Raw genomic sequence first — 22,652 nt, 5'->3', positions numbered from 1 at the left:
GCTGAACTGGATTTTGAGAGAGGACATAAGCAGTCGGGCTGCCATGTGAGTTGTCAAGCAAGAGGCAAAAATCCTGGTTCTTAAATCAAACCATATACAATTGCGGAAATAGAGATGATGCCCATTACGGTAATAAATACATTGCTTAGTTGATTGCTGTATTTTTTCATTGCTGGAACTCTGGCAATGGCATACATAGGCATAATGAATAGAAGAATGGCGATTACCGGGCCACCTAAGGTCTCTATCATTTTCAAGATGTTGGGATTGATTGTTGCAATAATCCAGCAAGTCAGAACCATAAACACTTCAATTATTCGTTGCAGCGTACTGGTACTGATGGTCTTTCCTGATGACTTCAGCGATTTGACAATAATGCCACTGAGGCCTTCTTTAGCGCCAAGATAATGGCCTAAAAAGGATTTAGAAATGGCAATAAAAGCAATCACTGGCGCAATATAGGCAATAACTGGCGTATTAAAATGATTGGCAAGATAGGACAAAATAGAAATATTTTGTCGTTTAGCCTGCATTAAATCCTGGGGGGAAAGACTAAACACGCAACTGAATACAAAGAACATTACGGAGAAAACCATCAGTAAATGACTGTATTTCATAATAGCGGAGCTTCTTTTATCCGCGTGATTCCCGTGTTTTTGTTTTTGACTTACGGCAAAAGAAGAAATAATGGGAGAATGATTAAAAGAAAATACCATGACCGGAATAATTAACCACAAGGTCATCAATAATCCATGTCCTCCATTGGCTTGTAAGGAGTTATTTTGTTGAAAAATAGCATTATTCCAATTTGGAATTAAGTATAAAGACAACAGTAATAAAATGCTTGCAAAGGGATACACCAGTACTGACATCGATTTGACAATAATGTCTTGGCCAAAACGCACCACAGCCATTAGCGCCAGAATTAATACAATGGCTAAAAGGGCTCTTGGTGGGGCGGTAATTCCCATTTGGTTAACAAGAAAGCTTTCAGTAGTATTGGTTATAGCCACGCTATACATGAGTAAAATAGGATAAATGGCGAAAAAATATAAAGCGGTAAGCATCTTGCCTGCAAAAGAGCCGAAGTGCTCTTCCACTACATCGGTAATGTCATTATGGGCTGCAGATCCAGACAAGACAAATCGGCATAATGCACGATGAGAGTAGTAAGTCATAGGAAAGGCCAGCAAAGCCATAATCACTAAAGGCCAGATACCGTTTAGTCCTGCATCAATGGGAAGGAAAAGAGTTCCTGCTCCTATTGCTGTTCCATAAAGACTTAACATCCAGACCGTATCTTGTTTTTTCCATTCCGAAATGTGTTCGTTTGATTGAGCTGGTGACATTGTTGCAGATTCATTTAAAGACATGAAAGAACATCCTCATTTCATTACTAATCCAGGTTAGAGGTATCCCTCTATGGTTGGTTAATATTAACACTATTGAGTTAACATTTCAACAGACCAGTCTTAAATCATATCCAACTGGATTTAACAAAGCAAGTCATGAACCGGCAAAATTGCCCAAAATTTGGAATATGATCGAGATATCAGGTATAATTGATTCATTTTTGATTCTTTAGTGCATTTTATGTCTTTTCATTCCAGCTATTTAGCATTTTTTCGACAAGTTTATTTAAAAATAAAAGGGACTACCTCTAATTCATTAGCTTTAGGTGCTTTATTATCTCAAATAAATAGTGAGGAGGCTCTTGTAGAAGTCGATGAAATAGAATCTATTTTAACAGAATTGCAACAGATCGATAATCTATTGTTCGACCTGTCTTTAACTGGTGAATTAAGTGAAGCGCGGAATAATCTGGATATTCTTCTTGCGGAAGAGTTAAAAAAGAGCCTGGAAAAAAATCAGCATCCAATTCCGGGGGCTAAGTTAGAGCGATGGCTTAAAGCGAATATAAAAACAGGGGCGTTCTTAATAAATCAGATTGGGGGTTCAAGCTGGCTTAAACAGAAACTCATAGAAAAAGAGACTTTATTTTTAGCGGCCAATAAAAAAATATTAAAAGCTGATTTACTTTCCATAGTATTAAATTACATGTTGAGGTTGGGAGACCTGCCCGCTAAAGAATGGTACCTGTCTCTAGGGGCCCTTAAGGCATTTGATTCTCATGATGCTGTATTACAATTGGCTTTTAATGATCTGCAGGCCTTTCAAGATCTTGATGCGCGATTTCCAGGGTTCTTGGTCCATGCAGTGAGTAGCTTCGAAGAGTTAAGTATTTTTTGTCAGTTATTGCCTAATACTTTTGAGCGTTTATTGCATGCTCCTCGGGTTAAGCCCTTTATTCCTGATGCGGTGCATTATGTGCAAATCCTTGATAAGTTAATGGCTTTACCTCGGCCCAGATTTTGTAGATTAATTGAATCTTATATTACTCAATTAGATGACTTGGTCGCTGTGGTTAATGCTTATCCCTCGTTACATCTACTGATTGCCGGGGAGAGGAGAACAGAATCATCGTCTAAACGAATATTAGCAGAAAGACCTTGTGCTCGATTGATTCAAACCAGAGCAGATTTACTACGATTTGATTTAACTATTCCCGAATTACTTATCATCATTCAGAAGCTCCCCAGATTTAGAGATTTGGTAGGATTGGCTAATACGTTTCCATTGGATGCGACCAAAAGCATAGTAGAACAAACAAGACACACCTCTGTACCAACAAGAAAGTCCATCGCTTATGGTTTTTTCCCTGAACGGTTACCTAAACCGTTCATCCCTTTTAGTGAGCAGGTTCTTGACGAGCGTTTTTTAACTTTGGGACAAGCCATTAATTGCATGCAATATCTGGACAATGCTGGCTATTACTCCAGTGGCAATATTGAATTTACTAGTGACACTAATAAAGAAGGGCATTTTCATACCGAAGCCAGTGAGGGACATGTGCTTGCCATCGCTTTAAGCCATAGGGCATTTCAAATTTGGTTGCAGTTGCCCATAGAGGATCAAAAATGTTTTGAAATCCTGGAGTGTGGCGCTGGAGAAGGGGATCTCTGCTTTAAAATGCTGAGCTTTATAAAGGCTATGGCTGTTGAGGATAAGGATTGGGCGGAGTTTGCAAAAGCCATCCATTACACGGTCATAGAAATTGCCTCAGCCCTTGTTGAGCGACAGAAACAAAAGCTGGATCATTTTATTAAACAGGGAACTGTAGAAGTGATCCAGGATGATGCATTAAAAATGACTCATTATAATAAAAAAGCAGCATTACATCTTAGTAATGAATTAATGGATATGCTGCCCTCGGAACAGGTAGTTATTGATGAAGAAGGACGATGCCAGGTAAAGATGGCTATTCCGGTATTACTTCCGGAAGCCTATAGTTATTTACAAAAGCATTATCCTGAAAGCGTTGCCGGATTAAAGGAAGAATCAGCACGGTTTAAGTTGTTCTTGACGCAGCAAAAGATGAATATCGATCATCAAGGATTGGTTATTACCGCAGCACGATTCAAAAAATTACTGGCAATTACTGCCAATAAACAATTTGCTGGCCCATCCAATTGTTTTCTCTTTTCCTATCCGGTTTTGCCATTAAATTTATTTCCTGATTTGGAGCAGTACCTAGCCAAACATGATGAGATTCTGGCTTCCATGAGACCAGGCGATAGTAAAATAATTTGTCCCTACCTGGATACTTATGCCCAGTTAATGGCAGATAAAGCTTTGGTCAGTATTGTTATTGATTATGGTGAGCTTTCATTTAAATTAAAAAATGTGGATTACCGTTGTTACGGTTCCTCGTCCCCTCTGTATAGAAATATTCCATTTAGGCAGCCAGGAAAGTTAGACATTACTTATGACGTTGATTTTAGTGCTTTGGTTACGGGTTTAAAACAGCGAGCAGCCTCGGGAAAAGCATGTTTGACTTACTTGGGTACTTTGTTGCCAGAAATTAACGTTCTTCCTCAAGATTACCAAACTCACTGTACCGAGGGAGAACAGCTTGAATTTAGAAAATCACCGTTTTTTGCGGTGGTTTTTGTCGCTCCAGGAGTGAACGTGGTCTTGAAGGATATTGAAAAAAAGGCTTTTCCAGTGGTGACACAGCATCAATTTTTTGCTTTAGCTTTACAGCGAGCTAAATCAATTGTGGAGTTTAATGTAATGGTAGAAGAGGCAAGGACCAAGATTTTTTTGTAATCCCCCTGTGATTGGACCCCTTAATCTCGAGTATCTCCATTTCGAATGTCTATACGTCATCTGGAGCGTTTCCACATCATCCGGAGCATCTCCACGTCATCTCGAGCGTCAGCGAGAGATCTCCAAGTCAAGCCCAGTGCATGATTGATGAGATCTCTCGCTGACGCTCGAGATGACGTGCAGGGGATGAGATGACGAATGGTGTTTACTTGTTAGAAATAATTTTATCTTCTGCCCCTTTTTTCATGACAATAATGCTGATACGTCGGTTTTCTGGATTATAGGGATTGGCCTTATCTAAAAGAACAGTAGAAGAAAATCCTGAAACCGTCATGACTTTATTTTCGTCCATACCTGCTTTGATTAATGCGCGACGCGCAGCGTTTGCCCTTTGCGATGATAATTCCCAATTGGTGTACTCTAATTCTTCTGGGTTATGATAGGGATTGGCATCAGTATGTCCCTGAATCGTTATTTTATTGTTTACGGAGTTAAGTAGTTTAGCGATATTAGCCAAAATCGGTTGAATTTCGGGATTAATTTTATCTGAGCCCACATCAAACATTGGTTTTTTCTGGTTGTCTATTAATTGAATACGTAAGCCATCAGATACTACATCCATCAATAGCTGTTTTTTTAAGCCGGCAAGCGAAGGATCTTTTTCCAAACTCAGATTGATTTCTGCTTTTAATTCTTCAAGTTTTTTTATTTCGTCTTTATTGGAGTCGGAATCCTCAGCTACTTCTTTTTTAGTTAAAGGCTTATCAGTAGCCGAAACCTGCCCCTCTATCGCTTCTACATTAGGGCCGCCACCTTTAACATTTAACTTTCGATCGCCGATACCCTCACCACCAACGAGAGCAACTTTTATGGGTTGTTTAAAATAATTAGCAATGCCGGCTTTTTGAGATTTATTTAATGAAGCAATTAACCACATAAGTAAGAAGAAGGCCATCATTGCGGTGACAAAATCGGCATAGGCAATTTTCCAGGAGCCACCATGATGTCCATTTCCTCCTTTTTTTACTTTTCTAATAATTGGGGCGGCGTTGGCTTTTTCTTTTTTATCTTTTTTTTCTTTCTTATCGCCTAAGTCATCCCCTCGCGCATCACTAATGTCATTTATTTCGCTCATGGATATGCTCTAACTTGGTGTTGGTTCAGAAGCAGCTGCTTCAGCTGAAGCAGCCGGTTTTGGATTTTTTATTTCATCGTTAAGCTCGTTAAAAGAAGGTCTTTGAGCAGAGAATAACACTTTACGTCCAAATTCAATCGCAATAATGGGTGGATTATTATGTAAACTGGATAATATAGTTACCTTGATACACTGAAGTAATAATTGAGACTGATTAGCTCGTTGTTCCATAGCAGTGGCTATTGGACCAATGAATCCATAGCCTAGTAAAATACCTAGGAAAGTTCCAACCAGGGCATGGGCAATTAAGACCCCTAATTCTGAGGGGGGTAAATCAATGGACTCCATAGTATGGACCACGCCAAGGACCGCGGCGACAATACCAAAAGCAGGCATTGCATCGGCGAGCTTGGTAATCGCGTGAACGGGGATCATTTCTTCTTCATGATGGGACTCAATCTCCATATCCATTAAGGCTTCAAGTTGAAAGGGCTGCATGTTCGAGGTAATGATGAGTCGTAAATAATCGCAAATAAATTCAATGACATGATGCTGGGCCATCAAAGAGGGATAATTAGTGAAAATAGGGCTTTTTTCTGGCTCATCAATATCATTTTCAAGAGACATCAGACCTTGTTGTCTGGCTTTATTCAACAAGCTATAGAGCAGGCTTAGCAAATCGACAGAAAGCGTTTTTACCGATTGCTGTCCACGAAAGGCACCAGGCAATGCTTTTAATACTGATTTCAATACAGTAGCGTTGTTTCCCACGATAAAAGAGCCTACAGCTGCTCCACCAATAATCAGTAATTCAATAGGTTGAAACACAGCGGCCAGATGACCGCCGCCAATGGCAAATCCCCCAAAAACACAGAATAAGATGACAATGTAGCCTATTATAATGAGCATTTTTATTTTATCCCTAAATCACTTCTCAAGAATTATTTGGCCAGATAATCATGCACCACCCGCCCATAAGGCAAGGTGAGATCTGACTGCAAGTGAACAGCATTCACGATTCGACGTACAGGTAGACTTGCTACCGGTGCCAAAGCATGATGAGCTAATTCAAGTTGTGCTGGTCCTTGCCAGGCTCCCTTTATGGTAATTTCAGCTAAATGGTACTCTACCAGTTCACAAATTCGCGTACTCCCATCAACATGAGGAATTATTTTAAGTAAATAATTTGGATAAGTCATTGATTCCGCAATTTTTTTTACATCAAGCGTTTCATATTTATAACCCATGGTTGCAGTAGCAATGCGACAAGGCCCATATTCTAAAGTACCAATAATGGTTTCGTTTACCACTTCCAACTTGGGGTTAGCCATTTTTTTGGGAAAGCCCCAAATTTCTCTGCCGCCGGCTATTGGTGGATGGTCATCGAGGTACATGGCATGAGTATAGCTACCCGTTTTGCCTTTAAAACGCACTGGAATCACTTGCCCTGATTCAGTGTAATCTCCAAAGCCGGTGGAGTCTGGCATCCGGATAAATTCAAATTTAACCAAAGGCTCTGCTACTTCCAAAGGGGCGGGAACAATGTCGCGCAGTAAGTCCATATCGGTTTCATAAGTAATAATCAAATATTCTCTATTGATAAAACGATAAGGTCCTCTTGGATAAGATGGATTGGAAAGTGGCATGGCAAACGCTTTTTGTTTCACTTCTGCTTCATTCATCTTCTTCCTCCTGCATATTTATATTTAAATGGTTTTTGGCGCACATATCATAGACGGCAACCCCTAAAGTTTGAGGTACTGGTTCAAGCCAAGGGGATTTCTTAATTGCATTTCGACCATCACGGTAACCATGAGCTATCCGTTCAGCTATTGTTGTTTTGGAAAATTCATAATCTTTCGAGGACAGCTCAGTCCTATCTGCTTCATATAGGAAACGTACCAAATTGATATTGGAATCTTTGCCTCTGGAGATGCATAGTTTCATTTCAGGACTTAATTTTTGATCTTTAGGAAGGTGTTGCGCCAATAGATGAATGCTGTTTTTTAGCGCATGAATTTCCTGATAAAGTTGAATCACCTTGGCCATTCGACTGGAAAATTCAATATCTTTTTTGCGTTGTAATATTTCATCAAGATTGGTGGGGTTTAAGCCATAGGAGTCGAATAAGTGTATTGCAAAACAAAGTAAATCTTTTGGGCATCGGTGAGATAAAACGTAAGTTGCAGGGGAGTTACTGGAAATTCCCCCATCCCAGTACAGTTTCCCATCTACTTCAACAGCGGGGAATCCTGGAGGAAGGGCTCCACTGGCCATAATATGTTCTGGACCAATTTTTCGTTCATCAGAGTCGAAATACTCCATTTGACCGGAGCTTATTTCCACGGCGCCAAGGCTTAAGCGAGTTGTATTTTTATCATTGATGCGATCAAAATCAATAAATTGTTCCAGTGTACTGCGTAGCGGGGAGGTATCGTAGTAACTTAACAAATCCGCACTATCATGCCAGCCTAATTCTGGAGGGGGAAAGCGAGGTCGAAAAAAACCAGGCTGCCCCATGAACAGAGAATATTGAGATGACAATAAATGTTGAATTTTACGATTTTCCGGATCTTTAAAAGCCATGAATGGATGAAATATTTCTGGAGTGGATATGGTGTCCCAGAATTGATGCATTTTTTCTACACGAATCTGGGGAGGATTTCCTGCCGCAATGGCGGCATTCATTGCCCCTATAGAAGTACCGACAAACCAGTCTGGAGCGTAGCCCGCCTCGTCCAGTGCGTGAACAATGCCAACCTGATATGCACCAAGAGCACCCCCACCCTGGAAAGAACAAGCAATGACCGTGTTCCTCAGTTTTTTCTTCTTGTCCTGTCGGGGCATGGTTTACTCCATGAACCATCCATGACTGACGATTAGCGATTGCCCCGTTAATGCATTTGATGCAAACGATGCAAAAAACAAAGCGGTCTGCGCTACATCATCCGTGGTGGTAAATTGACCATCTACCGTATCTTTAAGCATTACTTTTTTAACTACATCTTCTTCGCTGATTCCCAGTTCTTTAGCTTGTTCTGGAATTTGTTTGTCTACCAGAGGGGTTCGCACAAAACCCGGGCAAATCACATTGGCTCTTACATTGTGAGCCGCCCCTTCTTTAGCGACTACCTCGCATAAACCAATTAAGCCGTGTTTTGCAGTCACATAAGGCGCTTTCAATACAGAGGCTTCTTTAGAGTGAACCGAGCCCATATAAATAACGCTGCCTCCTTTACCTGAGGCATACATATGTTTCAGTGCGGCCCGAGTAGTCAAGAATGCCCCATCTAAATGAATAGCCAACATTTTTTTCCAATCAGAAAATGCGAGCTTGTCTACTGATTCTATAATTTGAATTCCTGCATTGCTGACGAGGACATCCACACCACCAAACTGTTTTGCTACGGCATCCACACCGTCATTAACTTGTTGTTCGTCGGTGACATTCATGGTTACTGCCATGGCTTGTCCACCCATAGATTTTATTTCTTCTACAACGAGGTTGGCTTGAGCAAGATTGAGATCGGCAATGGCTACTTTTGCTCCTTCCTTGGCATAGACCAAGGCAATTTCTTTACCTATTCCACTGGCAGCGCCAGTAACTATGGCTACTTTATTTTTTAGTCGCATGGCTACAATCCTTGTATTATTTTTTGTGTTTTCAACAGTATAGCAATGGAATTTTCATATTGCTTATGATTCGTTAACAATTTTTTTGAAGGACTGGAGAAGGGGATTTTCTTATGGGGGTTTTATTATTACTTTGATTTAACCCTTTCAAATAAAGAAAGGGTTAAATCAATCAAGGCAAAATTATTACATGATAAAGTGAGCTACATCGTATTAGTGATAGTAGTATCCATTACGATAATACCCACGGTAATAGCCATTATTATAATAACCTGCTCGATAGTAGCGGTTACCATAATAGGCGCGTCTGTCTTGATCTCGACCAATAGAATTACCTATCAAACCACCTGCGCCTGCACCGATAACCGTTCCTAAAGCTGAACCTCCAGAAACTGCATAACCTATCCCGGCTCCAGCAGCAGCTCCAGTTGTTGTTCCAACTTCAGTATTGGTACAACCAACCAGTGCTGTGGTTGATACCCCCAGGCAAAACACAGTTGCTATTATTTTTTTCATGGTTGACTTCCTCTTGTTATTTGTCATGGTTCATATGAAGAATAGTACAAAATAAGTGAAAGGTGTAAATAAAATAAACATAATTTATTGAGGAAGTCTTTTTTGCGAATTAAAATATTATCCTGATCCCAGTTTTAAAAATTTACTCGGACCCCATTTTTCCAGTAGTATAAGGGTAAGAATAAAAAAATAGAGGACAACATGTTTAAAGGAAGTATAGTCGCTTTAGTAACGCCTATGCAGGACGATCAAGTAGATGTTCATCGTTTGCGTGAATTAGTTGAGTTTCACATAGAGATGGGTACTCATGGACTGGTGGCTGCTGGAACTACTGGTGAGGCTGGTACTTTGTCACACGAGGAAAAACTCCTGGTGATAAAAACGGTGATAGAACAGGCCAAAGAGAGAGTTCCTGTGATTGCGGGTACCGCGATGAATGCGACCAGAGATTGTGTTGCATTAACTCAGCAGGCTATGGAATATGGCGCTCATGCGGTGCTGATTATGACCCCTGCGTATATTCGCCCTACTCAAGAGGGGCTGTATTTGCATTACAGCCAAATTGCCCAGTCAGTCCCCATACCCATTATTTTATATAATGTGCCTGGAAGAACGGTCTGTGACCTGTTACCTGAAACGGTAGCGAGGCTGGCTAAGATTTCCAATATTGTAGGCATCAAAGAAGCTACAGGGCAGATGACTCGTTTGCAGCAAATTTTGCGTCTTTGTGAAGGCAGTATTGATGTGTTTAGCGGCGATGACCTCACCGGAGCACAATGGATGCTTGCTGGAGCCAAGGGAGTCATTTCTGTAACAGCCAATGTTGCGCCCAAATTAATGGCAAAAATGTGTGATTTGGCTGTGGACGAAGATCATGCTGCTTGTTTGCGTTTACAAGACGAATTGATGCCTTTACATGAGTTGTTGTTTGTAGAAGCCAATCCTATTCCGGTAAAGTGGGCAATGAATAAAATGGGTTTAATTGGCGAGGAAATAAGATTGCCTTTGACCCAGTTGTCTGAAATGCACCACCAGGCTTTAGAAAAAGTACTTAAGAGTTTAGAGTTGATTTAATTTGGGGAATGTTGTGAAAAAATTGGGTTTTATTGTTCTTGCTATACTGGCTTTATCGGCCTGTTCTTCTCGTTATTCCAGTAATGGTGAGAACATTTATTTAAAAAGTCGTAATGGGGTGAAACTTGAAGTTCCCCCACCGTTAACGAGTTCCAATATAAGTACTTTTTATGATTTACCCCCGCAAACTCAGAGTGCACAGGTGAGTATTGCACCACCTGTGGAAGTAATCACTACATAAGGGTTCATTATGACGCCATCAGAATCAGGTGAGTTGCTTATTATACAGGAGTTATCGAAGCGTATTGTGGAGGCGCAACGCAAAATCAGGATTCTTGATAGTATCAAATGGGATAGTTCCATCAAACAGGAATTTTTCAAAAATAAAGGAAATAAACTTCCCAATGTCGATAAGTCATATTATGACAAAAAACCTTTGCCCTTTGAGGTTCATGAGAAACAAGAAGAGTTCCGGATTATTCTACGGGATGCCCAGAATCAATTGGGACAATACTCTACCTTAACCCGTTTGCTTAGACGTCAATGCGAAGAATACAGTCGCGCGGCCCAGATGTTGGCCGCGCGAGGTACGCCAGCTTTTAGTGAGTTGGCAATGGAACTGTATGGCAGCCCCAGTGATGTATTTTATGCAGGTGGCCCACGCATGAGTCAAATGGGAACCCTGTTGTTTGATGTATTAACTGATTTGAATGTGCAGTTACAATCAGAAGCTGATTTAAAACGTCATACCCCGGAACAAGCTCAAGAAATTCTGCAAGCTCGATTAGGACATTTCTTTGATAAACATCCTGGCAAAGTAACCGTTATGATTAGTGATGGGATGGTGGCGGATGCATCAGCCGGTGCGGATAGTATTAAATTAAGTCAGCAGGCGATGTTTAGCGACCGGGATTTGCGCTATTTGGAAGTTCATGAAGGGTGGGTGCATGTGGGAACCACTTTAAATGGCGCCATGCAGCCTAACTGTTTTTTTCTTTCCAAAGGTTCACCTTCCAGCAGCGTGATTCAAGAGGGATTAGCTGTTATTACTGAAGTGGTTACCTTTTCTTCTTATCCGGGGCGAATGCTGAAAATTACTAATCGAGTCATCGCTTTGGATAAGGTCACCCAGGGTGCTGATTTTCTTGATATCTATCGTTATTTTATAGAGTGTGGTTTGAGTGAAGACGACAGTTACAATCAAACCGTACGTGTTTTTAGAGGCAGTACTCCCACTGGCGGGCCTTTTACGAAAGATTTATCTTATGCCAAGGGTTTTGTTTTAATCTACAATTATATTCGCTTTGCTATTAGCCAAAAGCGGGTTGACTCCATTCCGTTGTTATTTACTGGAAAATTGGTTTTGGATGATTTGCCTTTATTAGGGGAGTTGAAAGAACGTGGCATATTAACCAATCCCGTTTATTTACCTCCACCATTTCAGGATTTGGCGGCATTAAGTGCCTGGATGAGTTTTTCCCTGTACCTCAATCAGTTTGACCTAAACGAAATCCAGAAGAACTTCCGTTTTTTGTTGATTTGAATATCCAAAGCAACCGGGCTACGTGTTTTTTTGTAATGTAGCCTGGATGAAGGCGCCAGCCGTAACCCGGGATTGAGTGGCATGTCCTCCCGGTGTACGACAGCGTCTCTACCTACGCTACGCAGATAGAAACATAATGGAGAAGGGCTGGAATGCACTTAATGAGTCTGCATTTCCCCCAAATGAAAAGGATAATCATGTCGGCAACGGGCGTAGGATGCGCCTATTTGTGATGGATTGGCATAAAAGGCATAGTGAGTCGCGTTATAGGCGCAGCAAGGCACCGAGCTGATAAAACAACCTCTTTTGGCGTTCCACACATACCCCACTTCTGACAGAGCCAATGTTCTTCCATCAAAACAGACATAATGAGGCTGAGAAGGGCGACCTCCGACGATGCAACCCTGAGCCTGAACTCCATTTGCCATAATTAGCCCAATAAGGATTATTTTTATTCTCATTTTTTCGCCTTAAAGTTGCTATACTTCTATTAATAAAGTTAGTTCATGTTTTTATCTATGCAAGGGACTGAGACTAAATAACGACAAAATTTAAGGATAAGTTAAGAAATAAAGCATAAAATGATTATATAACGATTCGCGGAGCATATTTATGGCTATGAATTTAGAGCTTTCCCAGGCGCTACAAAGCATTTATCAGGTAGCACAAGACCCTGATTTGTCACTACGTGCGATACGAGAAAAAATGCGTGATGACGCTTTAGATGCTATATTAAGAAGCGATCCTGGAAATGCTAGTGAGTTTAGGAACGCAATTATTGCTCACAAAGATTTTTGGTATCTTTTTCATAGTATGGCTAATGCCAAGTTGATGGATCAGAATGCTTTAGATAATACACAGTTTCTAGATCCCAACGATCTTAATCCGCAGGTATCATTCCAAAAATTACATCAAATGGCTGCTGAGCAACGAGTTCGAAGTAACTTATATAAAGTAGATAATAATGTGTTAATCGGAATTCTTGCTAATAATCCCGATGAGTGTCGCGCTTATCTGGCCGAAAAAGTAGAATTTGGTTTGTTAAAGGAGGCCAAAGGCTGGCAGCCAAATGTCATGGTTCCCGGCCCTACAGGTCCTGTTCCACACAATAAATCCGTCGCCGTTTTACCTGATACAACAGTAAAGCAAATTCAAGAGCATGCCAGTCAAATTTTATTATCCAGATTAATAGCAACTTCCACTGATAAAGTAGCCTTAAAACAGTTATTGGATGCGACCAGTCAGGATCAGCTAAATCGAGCCATGCAGGCCTTGGGCTATCCGCAAAGTGCGTCTATTCACATCACTCATCCATTAACAACCTCAGTACCAGGGATACATAATCAAGCCCTAGAACGGGAAACAGAAGTAAGGCAAGCCTGGGTAAAGGAAAATTTCGCAACCTATGTACTTAACCTTTCAGAAGAAGATCTTTTAGCAAAAAAAGATACTTTAGAGAGCAAGAAGCAATACTTCGCCGAAGGTTTAGACGAACCGTTTAAATCTGAGTGTCGTGACTTGTCTGAAGAGGAGATAGCAGAACTCAGAGGCATTTTAGGTGCTCGTTATTTACAAGTTGCACTCTCTATTACTGGGGGAGATGTACTGGATGCATTGAATGCATCTGACGACGAGTTAGAAGATGAGATAGATAATCTTTGGGGGACAGAGGAAGATCAAGACGGAGGATATCCTTATATAGAGGAAGCTGTAGCCTCCAATCCCGCTTTAATTAGACAAGGAATATTGCAAAATTTAATTCAGAATCTGGATACTAATCCGGCGAATTTAAAGATTCTTAGCGAAATTAACTCAGCACAAAATTTAGAAGAATTTAAAACAGGATTAGGAAAACTAGGTATCACCAATGTTGATTGGATAGAGGAAGAGGAATGGCGGGCGATGCAGGAATGGAGCCATGACCAGGCTTTGGATATGGTCCAAAATCAAATCCTTCATCTACCGAATAATCCCGTTAATCAGGGTATTTTAAAAGAAATTAATACAGCAAAAAACATAGAGGAGTTTAGGGCCGGATTAAAAAAAGCAGGTATTGATCCGGTTGATTGGATAACCCGTGCCGATAAAGACGATATTCAAGCAGTAATCCGTCCCCATGCTTTTAAAATACATTTAGCACAGGCTCAATTTGGCGCGGAGTTTCGTCCCGAATTACTTGCTGCTTTAGATAAATTACCTCCAGAAAGGCAAGCAGCTTTATTAGAAAAACCGGAACAAATACGTCATTTAGCCAATGCTAAAGATGCTAATGCAGTGAAGTTCTATTTAGGAAGAGATGCTGAGGGCATTGACGAAGTTGTAAACGAAAATGTAAGGCTGGCAGGTTTTCAACAACTTCATAATGTGCCCATAGCGAAAGCCTTAGAAAAGACCGGGTTTATTTTAGATAAGTCAAAAATTACAGCTCTTAATGATCTTATTGAAACTATAGGTCCTAATGATTTTACTTCAGTAAAGAAATATAAAGATCTGGTCGATGATATTAGTGAAAAATGTGGCATTCCTCCGGGTAACGCTATTGTTTATGACGCATTTGGGTTAAATCCTACAGGTACGGCTTATCTAGTAGACAACGATATAACAGCCTCTATAAAACAGCAGCGTGAGTTCAATGAGGAATTACATAGCGCAGCTCTTAATCCTCGTGATCGGAATAAAGAGTTAATAAACATCCTACTGCGCATAGAAAAAACAGCTCTTGTTACCGATGCTAATATTGCCAAGATAAATGATTACTTTAAGAGCTCCAAGGATCTTACAACATTTATTGGTAAGATTGGCAATGATTCCACTCTAAAAGGATTAAAAGCGGGAATGGAGCATGAATTAACGGCTATTGCGTTTAACCAGCTCAAAATTCAAAGTGTGGCAGCTCCATTGCGTGGAACTAATATGACCGCCTTTAATACCGCCATAAGCCAAATGGACGATTTAGTAGAGACTTTTAATAAAAAGCGTGAATCTTTTGGCGATACTGCGGCTAAATTGCAATTTGTCTCCGATGTTAATCCAGTTCATTTAGCCGCACCTCAATTTATAAGGGAGTGTAAGGATGATCCCAATGGCATGCGGGCCAAATTTGGGGATATGGCAGATAAATGTGATTCAATCGTGGATAGACTATTGCGCAACCAAGCCTTGCTTGAGGCACAGTTGGCCAGTATTCCCAAGGTCATTCCCCGAGGCCCTGATGAAGATGAGCGATGGGAACAGGCCAATGATTTAGTTGATAAAATAAAACAAGAACTGGAGGAAACCAAAAAAAGCCTGGCGATTTTTCGCGATTATCAGCAAAAACTGTCCGGCCCATCAGGAATTTTAAAAACTATTGATGATAATATTGCTAATAAGAAAAATGATTATTATGAGCCTGCTTCATTTAAGGCTACGATAGTAAAAGCGGGTAATACTATTACCACTTCTCCTCCTGTCGGAGCCCCTGCGCATCGAGCCGCTGCAACAATAGGTACATCAAGTAAGGTCAACAACTTTTTAACAGGCGATCGCTTAGGTCCTGGTGATAAGTGCGAGTACGAAATGGATCGTCCGGTAACCAGCGGGCAGCCACCAACTACTTTTAACGCCAAAGGCAAATTTGTTGAAAGACATGATACAGCTCCTCCCGCTCCATCTAAATTGAAAGACGGTCAAATTACGAAACAACAACAATGTACCTTTGTTGTCGAGGATCCTCCTCACCAAACCCAGCCGCCTGTCGGTCCACGTGGTCAACTCGATCCAAGACTGACTGACGCGAAAGTGAATTTTTACATGGGGATGGCGGTAGCTATATTGTCTCGTTTTGATCCTAAAAATCCACCTTCTAAAGACAACCCTATCCGTCTGAATGGTACCAGTGAAGAGGATATGCGTCATTTATGGACAGCGCTGGTTATAGTTGGCGAGAAAAATGCGAAAAATATGCGCTTTGGCCGGGATGCAATAATAGTAGAGTCTGGTCCTTTTAATCCGGCGAAAGAAAGAGGTCTTCTCGGATTTACAAAAGACTCGCTTTACACTAAATATAAAAACGATCATAGCGCTGCAATAAATGCAAAAGTAACAGATGCTCAAGGGATGGTAAAAAAACAGACCGATCATATAGACTCTGTGAAAGGCGCTGAAAAAGGCATAGACAAGTTCAAAAAAGGAATAAACGAGATTAAGGCGACTGTTGATGAGGCAGAAAAAACCAGGGCAGAGCAAGGGCCTGCGCCTGAGACTCCTTCAGTGGTATTTAAGCCTTAAAGTATTTAAGGAAGAATGAGATTAAGGTCTCTTGGCAGCAGGATATAAATGCTGCCAAGAGGCTTTTTTATTTTTAAAGAATACTCAATTCTGAGAAATAATGATTTTGTTGGGTCAAAATGACCCAACCTACTTGCTTCATGCTAAAATGAGCTTAAGACGTTAATGAGTGAACTAAAAACTGATGTGTAGCCTGGGTGAAAGCGAAGCTGTAACCCGGGATTGGGGGGGCACCTCATCTCAGAGTATGACTGCGTCTACATCCAGGCTACAATTAACCTAAATTCGGTGAGGCGACTGAATAATAAGGAGAATGCAATTGAATTCCAAGCAATTGGCGATTGGTGTATTTGATTCAGGAATGGGGGGATTAACTGTATTAAAAGCATTGCGAGCCCGTTTACCACAAGAGTCATTTGTCTATTTGGGTGATACTGCCCGTCTTCCTTATGGAACTAAAAGCCCTGATACCGTAAAACAATACGCCATGCAAATGGCAAGGCTTTTGGTTGAGCGTCGCATTAAAGCGTTAGTGATCGCTTGTAATACCGCTACCACCGCCGCCTTACCCCATTTACAAAGCATGCTCCCGGAAATTCCCGTGCTTGGGGTGGTGACACCTGGAGCATCGGCAGCAGTTGCCGCAACCCGCAATCAACGTATTGCTGTTTTAGCGACGGAAACAACTATTGCTTCCAAAGCCTATCAGGAGCTGATAACGCAGCAACTCCCGCAAGCGGTAATAACCAGTCGTGCCTGCAGTGTCTTGGTGGCTTTAGCGGAAGAAGGAATGGTGAATAATTCCGTTGCTCGTGAGGCTTTAAAGCATTATTTGGAAGACTTCAGTAATGAAGATGCTGTTTTATTGGGTTGCACCCATTTTCCGGTATTTAAACCTTTGCTCGAGAGTCTATTGCCTGCAGGCGTTGCTATTGTTGACTCCGCACAAGCTACTGCTTTATCTCTTCATGCCTTATTAGAAGAACAGGATTTACTCAACATTGATTTTGGTGTACCCACCAAAGTAAATTATTTGGTGACGGATTCCGTGAAGCGATTCCAGACCGTGGGCAAGATATTTCTAGGTGAAGAGCTTGCGATTCGGGATATAGAATTGGTCGATGCCAAGGGGTAATTCGTAGCCCGGTTGCTTGCAACCGGGAACACTTATTCTTCCTTGGGCGGACGACTCATTAAAATACCCACTGCTTGCTTGGCATTAATTTTATTGGCTAAAAGGGCGTTGATTTGCTCACAAATAGGCATTTCTACAAGCTTTGCTTGTGCTATAGCACAGACTTGGGCGGCATTATGTTTCCCCTCTACAACCTGCCCAATTTGTTTTTCTGCTTCTTCTATAGAAATATTACGTCCTAAAAGTAAGCCAAACCGGCGATTGCGAGATTGATCATCCGTACAGGTGAGTACCAGGTCCCCTACACCAGCTAAACCTAAAAAGGTATCCTGGCGTGCTCCCAGACTAAGTCCTAAACGACTCATTTCAGCTAAACCGCGGGTAATTAACGCCGCTTTTGCATTGGCACCATAACCAAGACCATCGCTGATACCACAGGCTATAGCTAAAATATTTTTAACGGCACCACATAACTGAACTCCAATAAGATCGTCACTTAAATAAACACGAACATTATGATGATGAAGGAGTTGATGGATGTTTTTTTGAAAGGCTAGATTATTGCCTGCTAAAGTCAGCGCAGTAGGTAAAAAACGTGCGACTTCTTTGGCAAAAGAAGGGCCTGATATAACTGCCACAGGAAATTCAGCTCCAAAACGCTGAAACACCAATTCACTTAATAAGTGATGACTTTGAGGATCCACCCCTTTGGTAAGCCAGGCTAAACCTTGTGGGGGCTGTTCCATTTTTGTGATGAGCTCAGCAAATGCATGGGAGGGTACAGCAATGATCACATAATCTGCTTCTCGAATGCATTGATTTAAATCTTCCACGGGAATCAGATTATCAGGAAAATGAATCTCAGGCAGATAGCTCAAATTAGCACGGTCTTTGGTCATAAGGGCGACATGCTGTGGGTTATGTCCCCACAGCAAAACGCGATGCCCAATTTGAGTTAAATGTATTGCAACTGCAGTGCCCCATGAACCGGCACCTAATACGGCAACAGTATGTTTATTCATCGTTTTAATGTGACGTTTCTTCTGCTTTAACTCCAGCCGCTTTTTGTTTTTCTTGCAATTGTTGCATGTATAACGCATCAAAATTTATTGGTGCTAAAACGAGTTGCGGGAAGCTGCCTCGAATCACTTGAGAGGTAATCGCTTCACGGGCGTAAGGGAAAAGAATACTTGGGCAGAAACTGTTGAGCAGATGATCAAGCTGGTTAGCTGCAGCACCTTGAATGGTGAAAATTCCTGCTTGTTTCACTTCAACCAAGAAGGCTGTTGTTTTTTTATTGGCAACGGTCGCAGTAACAGTCAATACTACTTCAAACACTCCATTTTCAAGTTGAGTACTGGTGGTATTCAGATCCAGGTTCAGCTCTGGTTCCCATTGTTGCTGGAATACAGCTGGGGTATTAGGTGTTTCATAGGATAAATCTTTCACATAGATTCGTTGAATCATGAATTGAGCTTCGTCATTTTGTTGTTCTGGATTGGTTTGTTCAGTCATGATATTTCTATCCTTTTAAAAGTTGGTTCAGTTTCCCCTGATTTTCCAGGGCATATAAATCATCGCAGCCACCAATAGCTTGGCCATTAATGAAAATTTGAGGCACCGTATGTCTGCCGCTTTTAGCAATCATTTCGTCGCGTAATTCAGGTTGTAAATCGACACGAATGTCAGTAAACGCAACATTTTTTTTATGTAATAACTCTTTAGCTCTAGTGCAGTACGGGCAATAACCAGTACTGTACATGATGACTTGCACCATAGTATTATTTTCCTTTAACCAAGGGAAGATCGGCATTTTGCCATGCCGCAATACCACCAGCCAGCACTACAGGTTGGTAGCCTTGAATGCGAATTTTGGCAGCCGCAGCCGGAGATTGCAAGCCACGAGCACAGACTAAAATGATATTTTTATTTTTATATTTCGTCATTTTAGGTTGTTCAAAATCTTCAACTGTCGCATTAATTGAATCAATTATGTGTCCACTTTTAAATGCTTCTTTATCGCGTAAATCAATAACTGTTGCATTTTCATTGTTGATCATGGCTACCGCTGACTGGGGAGTTAATTCTTTTGCTTTCTTTTTTTGCGTTATTAATTCATTAATAAAGGTTAAAGCCAAAACGACAATAAAAGCCAGCCAAAGCAGCCAGTGATTCATAATAAATTGACTTAAGTGTTCCATAGTGTACTCGAGAAATTGGGATGATTTGGCGAATTATCCTTAGAATGGTGAGTGAACGCAAGTAATGTATACTTTTGTCACTAATCTTCTCTGTTTCTTTTTAGTAGAACATATACTGCCCCATGCCCTCCGTCTTTGGCCTGCGCACTGTGAAAGGCTAAGACTTCGTCAAATTGCGGTAACCACCGATTGACCAGATTTTTAATAACGGGGGGGGCACCCTGGTGTCCTCCTTTACCATGGATAATAAGCAGGCAGCGTTTGTTCTTATTGGCTTCATTTTGAATAAAATGACTTAAGGCCTCGCGAGCGGCCTCAGTTTTTAAACCGTGTAAATCCAGCCTGGCTTCCCAAGGAATCAGTCCATTCTTTAGCGCACGAAAACGCTTGCTTGGAACCCCTGGATCACAGTGGGATAAAAGAGTGTTGGAAAGGACTGTTTCGCTAATAAAATCGGACAAATAATAGTCCTTTTTAGCTACTGTTTTTTTACTCAACGCAGAGGGAGTCATTGTTTTGGGGATTTTTTCGGCTGATGGTGAGGTGGGGCGGCTAACCCGTTTGGTTGTTTCGTTTAAGGGCTTTACCGCTCGCATTTGATCGCGAAACAAAGCCTTGTCCTCATCGGACAGAAAATCATCAGCCATTATCTATATCAATTTAATAATTATAATCAAAGTATAACTTAGGTTAGGGAAAGGAGGACATCTTTTCTAACATAGAGTAGACTTCTTTTTGAAATGGTAGTTTTATAAGAAGTCCCGTATAATTGTGTACTTTTTCTATCCTCGACTTTGGCCTTTTTTGAAAATTGGCAAAAAACTGTCGTCTTTGCGAATGAAGTGAAGCAATCCAGCTTGGAATTTCCATTTAAACTCGGTCTGGATTGCTTCGCTAACGCTCGCGACGGTTACTAATCAGCTTTGTAAAAAAGACCAAAGTCCGGCTATCCAAAGATTGAAATGCAAGCGGAGCATTAATGAGTAGTTATATAATGAAAGAAACGGACGAACTGGTTACTATCCTTGATTTTTTACGTTTCAGTTTAACGAGTGCTACTAAAGCACATTTGTATTATGGTCATGGTACTGATAATGCGTGGGATGATATGCGTTCGCTGATTTTAAGAAGTCTGTCCTTGCCTTATGATATAGATCCCCATTTACTCAATGCAAGACTCACCACGAGTGAAAAAAAACATTTATGCCAGCAATTGGATAAGCGCATTAATCAGCGAGTACCTGTTCCTTACTTGATTAAAGAAGCTTATTTTTGTGATTTGCCATTTTATGTTGATGAACGTGTGTTGATACCTCGTTCACCCATAGCTGAGTTAATTAATAATCAATTCTCTCCCTGGATAGATGCCGAAAATGTGAATCACATTTTAGATTTATGCACAGGAAGCGGCTGTATTGCTATTGCTTGCTGTTATGCTTTCCCGGATGCTCAGGTGGATGCTGTTGATATTTCATCAGAAGCCCTTGCTGTAGCTGCCATTAATTGTGATGCGTTGGAGGTTGAAGAACAGCTCACTTTAATCGAGTCAGATTGTTTTAATAACGTCCCACGGCAGAAATATGATTTAATCGTTAGTAATCCCCCATACGTGGGCAAAGAAGAGATGCAGACTTTGCCGGACGAATTTCGGCATGAACCTGTTTTAGCTTTGGAAACGAATAATAATGGTTTGGCAATTGTTGAAAAAATTCTTAATAACGCCCATGCTTATTTAAGTGATCAAGGTATTTTGGTGGTTGAAGTAGGTAATAGCGAAGAAGCTTTATGTGAGGCTTATCCTTTGGTGCCTTTCACTTGGCTTGAAATGAGTCATGGTGGACAGGGTGTATTTTTATTAACTAAAGCACAGTTAGAAGAATTTTTTAAGTAAGTGAGTACTGCATGTCAGGAAACACGATTGGAACATTATTTTCCGTAACTACTTTTGGTGAAAGCCATGGCCCCGCTATTGGCTGCATCGTGGATGGTTGCCCACCGGGTATGTTTTTGCAAGAGGAGGATATCCAACCTTTTCTGGATAAACGTAAACCCGGCCAATCTAAATATACCACTCAAAGACGCGAAGAAGATAAGGTACAAATTCTATCCGGCGTTTTTGAAGGTAAAACAACGGGTGCTCCCATTGCTTTATTGATTCATAATACTGATCAACGTTCTCGTGATTATGAAGAAATTAAAAATTTATTTCGTCCTGGACATGCCGATTATACTTATCATCACAAATACGCCCATCGAGATTATCGAGGCGGTGGGCGATCTTCTGCCCGAGAGACTGCGGTACGGGTTGCTGCAGGAGCAATTGCACGCTTGTATTTGCAGCGAAATTTAAATTTGGAAATAATTGGCCATTTGCAACAAATGGGTGATTTGGTATTGCAATTTGAAGATGAAGCAGAAATCAATAATAATCCTTTTTTCTGCCCAAACAACAAACAAACTCAAGAGCTTGCTGATTATATAGAGCGTTTGCGGCGGCAAGGTGATTCGGTTGGGGCTCGGGTTAAGGTAATAGCTAAAGGGGTACCCGTTGGACTAGGAGATCCGGTTTTTGATAAATTGGATGCGACCCTAGCCTTTGCGATGATGTCTATCAATGCCGTCAAAGGAGTAGAAATCGGGGCCGGTTTCAGTGCAGTAACCCAACAGGGCAGCGAACATCGGGATCAAATGTCTCAACATGGATTTTTGAGTAACCATGCCGGCGGCATCCTGGGAGGGATTTCTACTGGACAAAATATAGAAGTAAGCATGGCATTGAAGCCTACCTCGAGTATTACGACTCCTGGACAGACAATTAATACTCAGGGAGAAGAGGTGACAATAGTGACTAAAGGACGTCACGATCCTTGTGTGGGAATCAGAGCCGTGCCAATAGCTGAGGCGATGATGGCTTTGGTATTAATGGATCATTACTTGAGACATAAAGCTCAATGTAGATAATTATGATGAAATAAA

21 protein-coding genes are annotated in these 22,652 nt (G+C 41.1%); 8 read left to right on the top strand and 13 right to left on the bottom strand.

From position 1 onward, the window contains the following. Positions 1-80 precede the first annotated feature (80 nt). Positions 81-1,373, bottom strand: a complete 1,293-nt coding sequence (locus tag LOX96_RS08010; protein ID WP_250422144.1) for a serine/threonine transporter — start codon at positions 1,371-1,373, stop codon at positions 81-83. 220 nt (positions 1,374-1,593) lie between these two features. Here LOX96_RS08010 and LOX96_RS08005 point away from each other — a divergent pair, with 220 nt between their 5' ends. Next, complete coding sequence (locus tag LOX96_RS08005; protein WP_250422145.1) at positions 1,594-4,170, top strand: SAM-dependent methyltransferase; 2,577 nt, start codon at positions 1,594-1,596, stop codon at positions 4,168-4,170. Between the two features lie 205 nt (positions 4,171-4,375). Here LOX96_RS08005 and motB read toward each other — a convergent pair whose 3' ends face one another. The 6 genes from motB to LOX96_RS07975 all read right to left on the bottom strand — a co-directional run bounded on the left by motB (position 4,376) and on the right by LOX96_RS07975 (position 9,454). Then, the gene (gene motB / locus LOX96_RS08000) at positions 4,376-5,305 is read right to left on the bottom strand and encodes a flagellar motor protein MotB (RefSeq protein WP_250422146.1); all 930 of its coding nucleotides are present in this window, start codon (positions 5,303-5,305) and stop codon (positions 4,376-4,378) included. A gap of 9 nt (positions 5,306-5,314) precedes the next feature. After that, positions 5,315-6,214 carry a flagellar motor stator protein MotA gene (gene motA / locus LOX96_RS07995; RefSeq protein WP_250422147.1) on the bottom strand — a complete coding sequence of 300 codons (900 nt, stop codon included), beginning with the start codon at positions 6,212-6,214 and terminating at the stop codon, positions 5,315-5,317. A gap of 32 nt (positions 6,215-6,246) precedes the next feature. Further along, positions 6,247-6,987, bottom strand: coding sequence for an acetoacetate decarboxylase (locus tag LOX96_RS07990; protein ID WP_250422148.1), 741 nt, complete (start codon positions 6,985-6,987; stop codon positions 6,247-6,249). Continuing rightward, on the bottom strand, positions 6,980-8,152 hold the full coding sequence (locus LOX96_RS07985; protein ID WP_250422149.1) for a patatin-like phospholipase family protein: 1,173 nt from the start codon (positions 8,150-8,152) through the stop codon (positions 6,980-6,982). The genes LOX96_RS07990 and LOX96_RS07985 overlap by 8 nt, the downstream gene beginning before the upstream one ends. Positions 8,153-8,155: 3 nt before the next feature. Next, positions 8,156-8,938: a 3-hydroxybutyrate dehydrogenase gene (locus LOX96_RS07980; RefSeq protein WP_250422150.1), complete on the bottom strand. Its 783-nt coding sequence runs from the start codon at positions 8,936-8,938 to the stop codon at positions 8,156-8,158. A 213-nt stretch (positions 8,939-9,151) separates the two neighbouring features. Further along, complete coding sequence (locus LOX96_RS07975) at positions 9,152-9,454, bottom strand: YMGG-like glycine zipper-containing protein (protein ID WP_250422151.1); 303 nt, start codon at positions 9,452-9,454, stop codon at positions 9,152-9,154. Positions 9,455-9,655: 201 nt separating this feature from the next. Here LOX96_RS07975 and dapA point away from each other — a divergent pair, with 201 nt between their 5' ends. From dapA to LOX96_RS07960, 3 genes are read left to right on the top strand one after another with little or no spacing between them, the layout of a single operon-like run. After that, on the top strand, positions 9,656-10,528 hold the full coding sequence (gene dapA, locus LOX96_RS07970) for a 4-hydroxy-tetrahydrodipicolinate synthase (protein ID WP_250422152.1): 873 nt from the start codon (positions 9,656-9,658) through the stop codon (positions 10,526-10,528). A gap of 13 nt (positions 10,529-10,541) precedes the next feature. Further along, the gene (locus LOX96_RS07965; RefSeq protein ID WP_250422153.1) at positions 10,542-10,769 is read left to right on the top strand and encodes a hypothetical protein; all 228 of its coding nucleotides are present in this window, start codon (positions 10,542-10,544) and stop codon (positions 10,767-10,769) included. Between the two features lie 9 nt (positions 10,770-10,778). Then, a complete protein-coding gene (locus tag LOX96_RS07960; RefSeq protein WP_250422154.1) occupies positions 10,779-12,071 on the top strand; it encodes a flavohemoglobin expression-modulating QEGLA motif protein in 1,293 nt (430 codons plus the stop codon). 158 nt (positions 12,072-12,229) lie between these two features. On the opposite strand, the gene LOX96_RS07955 is transcribed toward LOX96_RS07960, so the two are convergent. Beyond that, positions 12,230-12,532, bottom strand: coding sequence for a hypothetical protein (locus LOX96_RS07955; RefSeq protein ID WP_250422155.1), 303 nt, complete (start codon positions 12,530-12,532; stop codon positions 12,230-12,232). Positions 12,533-12,683: 151 nt separating this feature from the next. On the opposite strand from LOX96_RS07955, the gene LOX96_RS07950 reads away from it, so the two are divergent. Then, positions 12,684-16,340: a hypothetical protein gene (locus tag LOX96_RS07950; RefSeq protein WP_250422157.1), complete on the top strand. Its 3,657-nt coding sequence runs from the start codon at positions 12,684-12,686 to the stop codon at positions 16,338-16,340. 319 nt (positions 16,341-16,659) lie between these two features. Further along, positions 16,660-17,475 (top strand): glutamate racemase, encoded by an 816-nt coding sequence (murI, locus tag LOX96_RS07945; protein WP_250422158.1) that lies wholly within the window; start codon positions 16,660-16,662, stop codon positions 17,473-17,475. A gap of 32 nt (positions 17,476-17,507) precedes the next feature. Here murI and LOX96_RS07940 read toward each other — a convergent pair whose 3' ends face one another. From LOX96_RS07940 to LOX96_RS07920, 5 genes are all read right to left on the bottom strand, one after another. Next, a complete protein-coding gene (locus LOX96_RS07940; RefSeq protein ID WP_250422159.1) occupies positions 17,508-18,497 on the bottom strand; it encodes an NAD(P)H-dependent glycerol-3-phosphate dehydrogenase in 990 nt (329 codons plus the stop codon). Between the two features lie 4 nt (positions 18,498-18,501). Beyond that, on the bottom strand, positions 18,502-18,990 hold the full coding sequence (gene secB, locus LOX96_RS07935) for a protein-export chaperone SecB (protein ID WP_250422160.1): 489 nt from the start codon (positions 18,988-18,990) through the stop codon (positions 18,502-18,504). Between the two features lie 7 nt (positions 18,991-18,997). Continuing rightward, positions 18,998-19,252 (bottom strand): glutaredoxin 3, encoded by a 255-nt coding sequence (gene grxC / locus LOX96_RS07930; protein ID WP_250422161.1) that lies wholly within the window; start codon positions 19,250-19,252, stop codon positions 18,998-19,000. Positions 19,253-19,256: 4 nt separating this feature from the next. Then, the gene (locus LOX96_RS07925; protein WP_250422162.1) at positions 19,257-19,676 is read right to left on the bottom strand and encodes a rhodanese-like domain-containing protein; all 420 of its coding nucleotides are present in this window, start codon (positions 19,674-19,676) and stop codon (positions 19,257-19,259) included. Between the two features lie 80 nt (positions 19,677-19,756). Then, complete coding sequence (locus LOX96_RS07920) at positions 19,757-20,323, bottom strand: Smr/MutS family protein (protein WP_250422163.1); 567 nt, start codon at positions 20,321-20,323, stop codon at positions 19,757-19,759. A gap of 332 nt (positions 20,324-20,655) precedes the next feature. Between LOX96_RS07920 and prmB the strand changes: the two genes are divergently transcribed. Beyond that, on the top strand, positions 20,656-21,567 hold the full coding sequence (gene prmB, locus LOX96_RS07915) for a 50S ribosomal protein L3 N(5)-glutamine methyltransferase (RefSeq protein ID WP_250422164.1): 912 nt from the start codon (positions 20,656-20,658) through the stop codon (positions 21,565-21,567). 11 nt (positions 21,568-21,578) lie between these two features. Beyond that, on the top strand, positions 21,579-22,637 hold the full coding sequence (aroC, locus tag LOX96_RS07910) for a chorismate synthase (protein WP_250422165.1): 1,059 nt from the start codon (positions 21,579-21,581) through the stop codon (positions 22,635-22,637). The last annotated feature ends 15 nt before the right edge of the window (positions 22,638-22,652 follow it).

This window comes from Legionella maioricensis (assembly GCF_023618015.1).
GTDB classification, from domain to species: domain Bacteria; phylum Pseudomonadota; class Gammaproteobacteria; order Legionellales; family Legionellaceae; genus Legionella; species Legionella maioricensis.
This window is presented reverse-complemented; position numbering and strand designations above follow the sequence as displayed.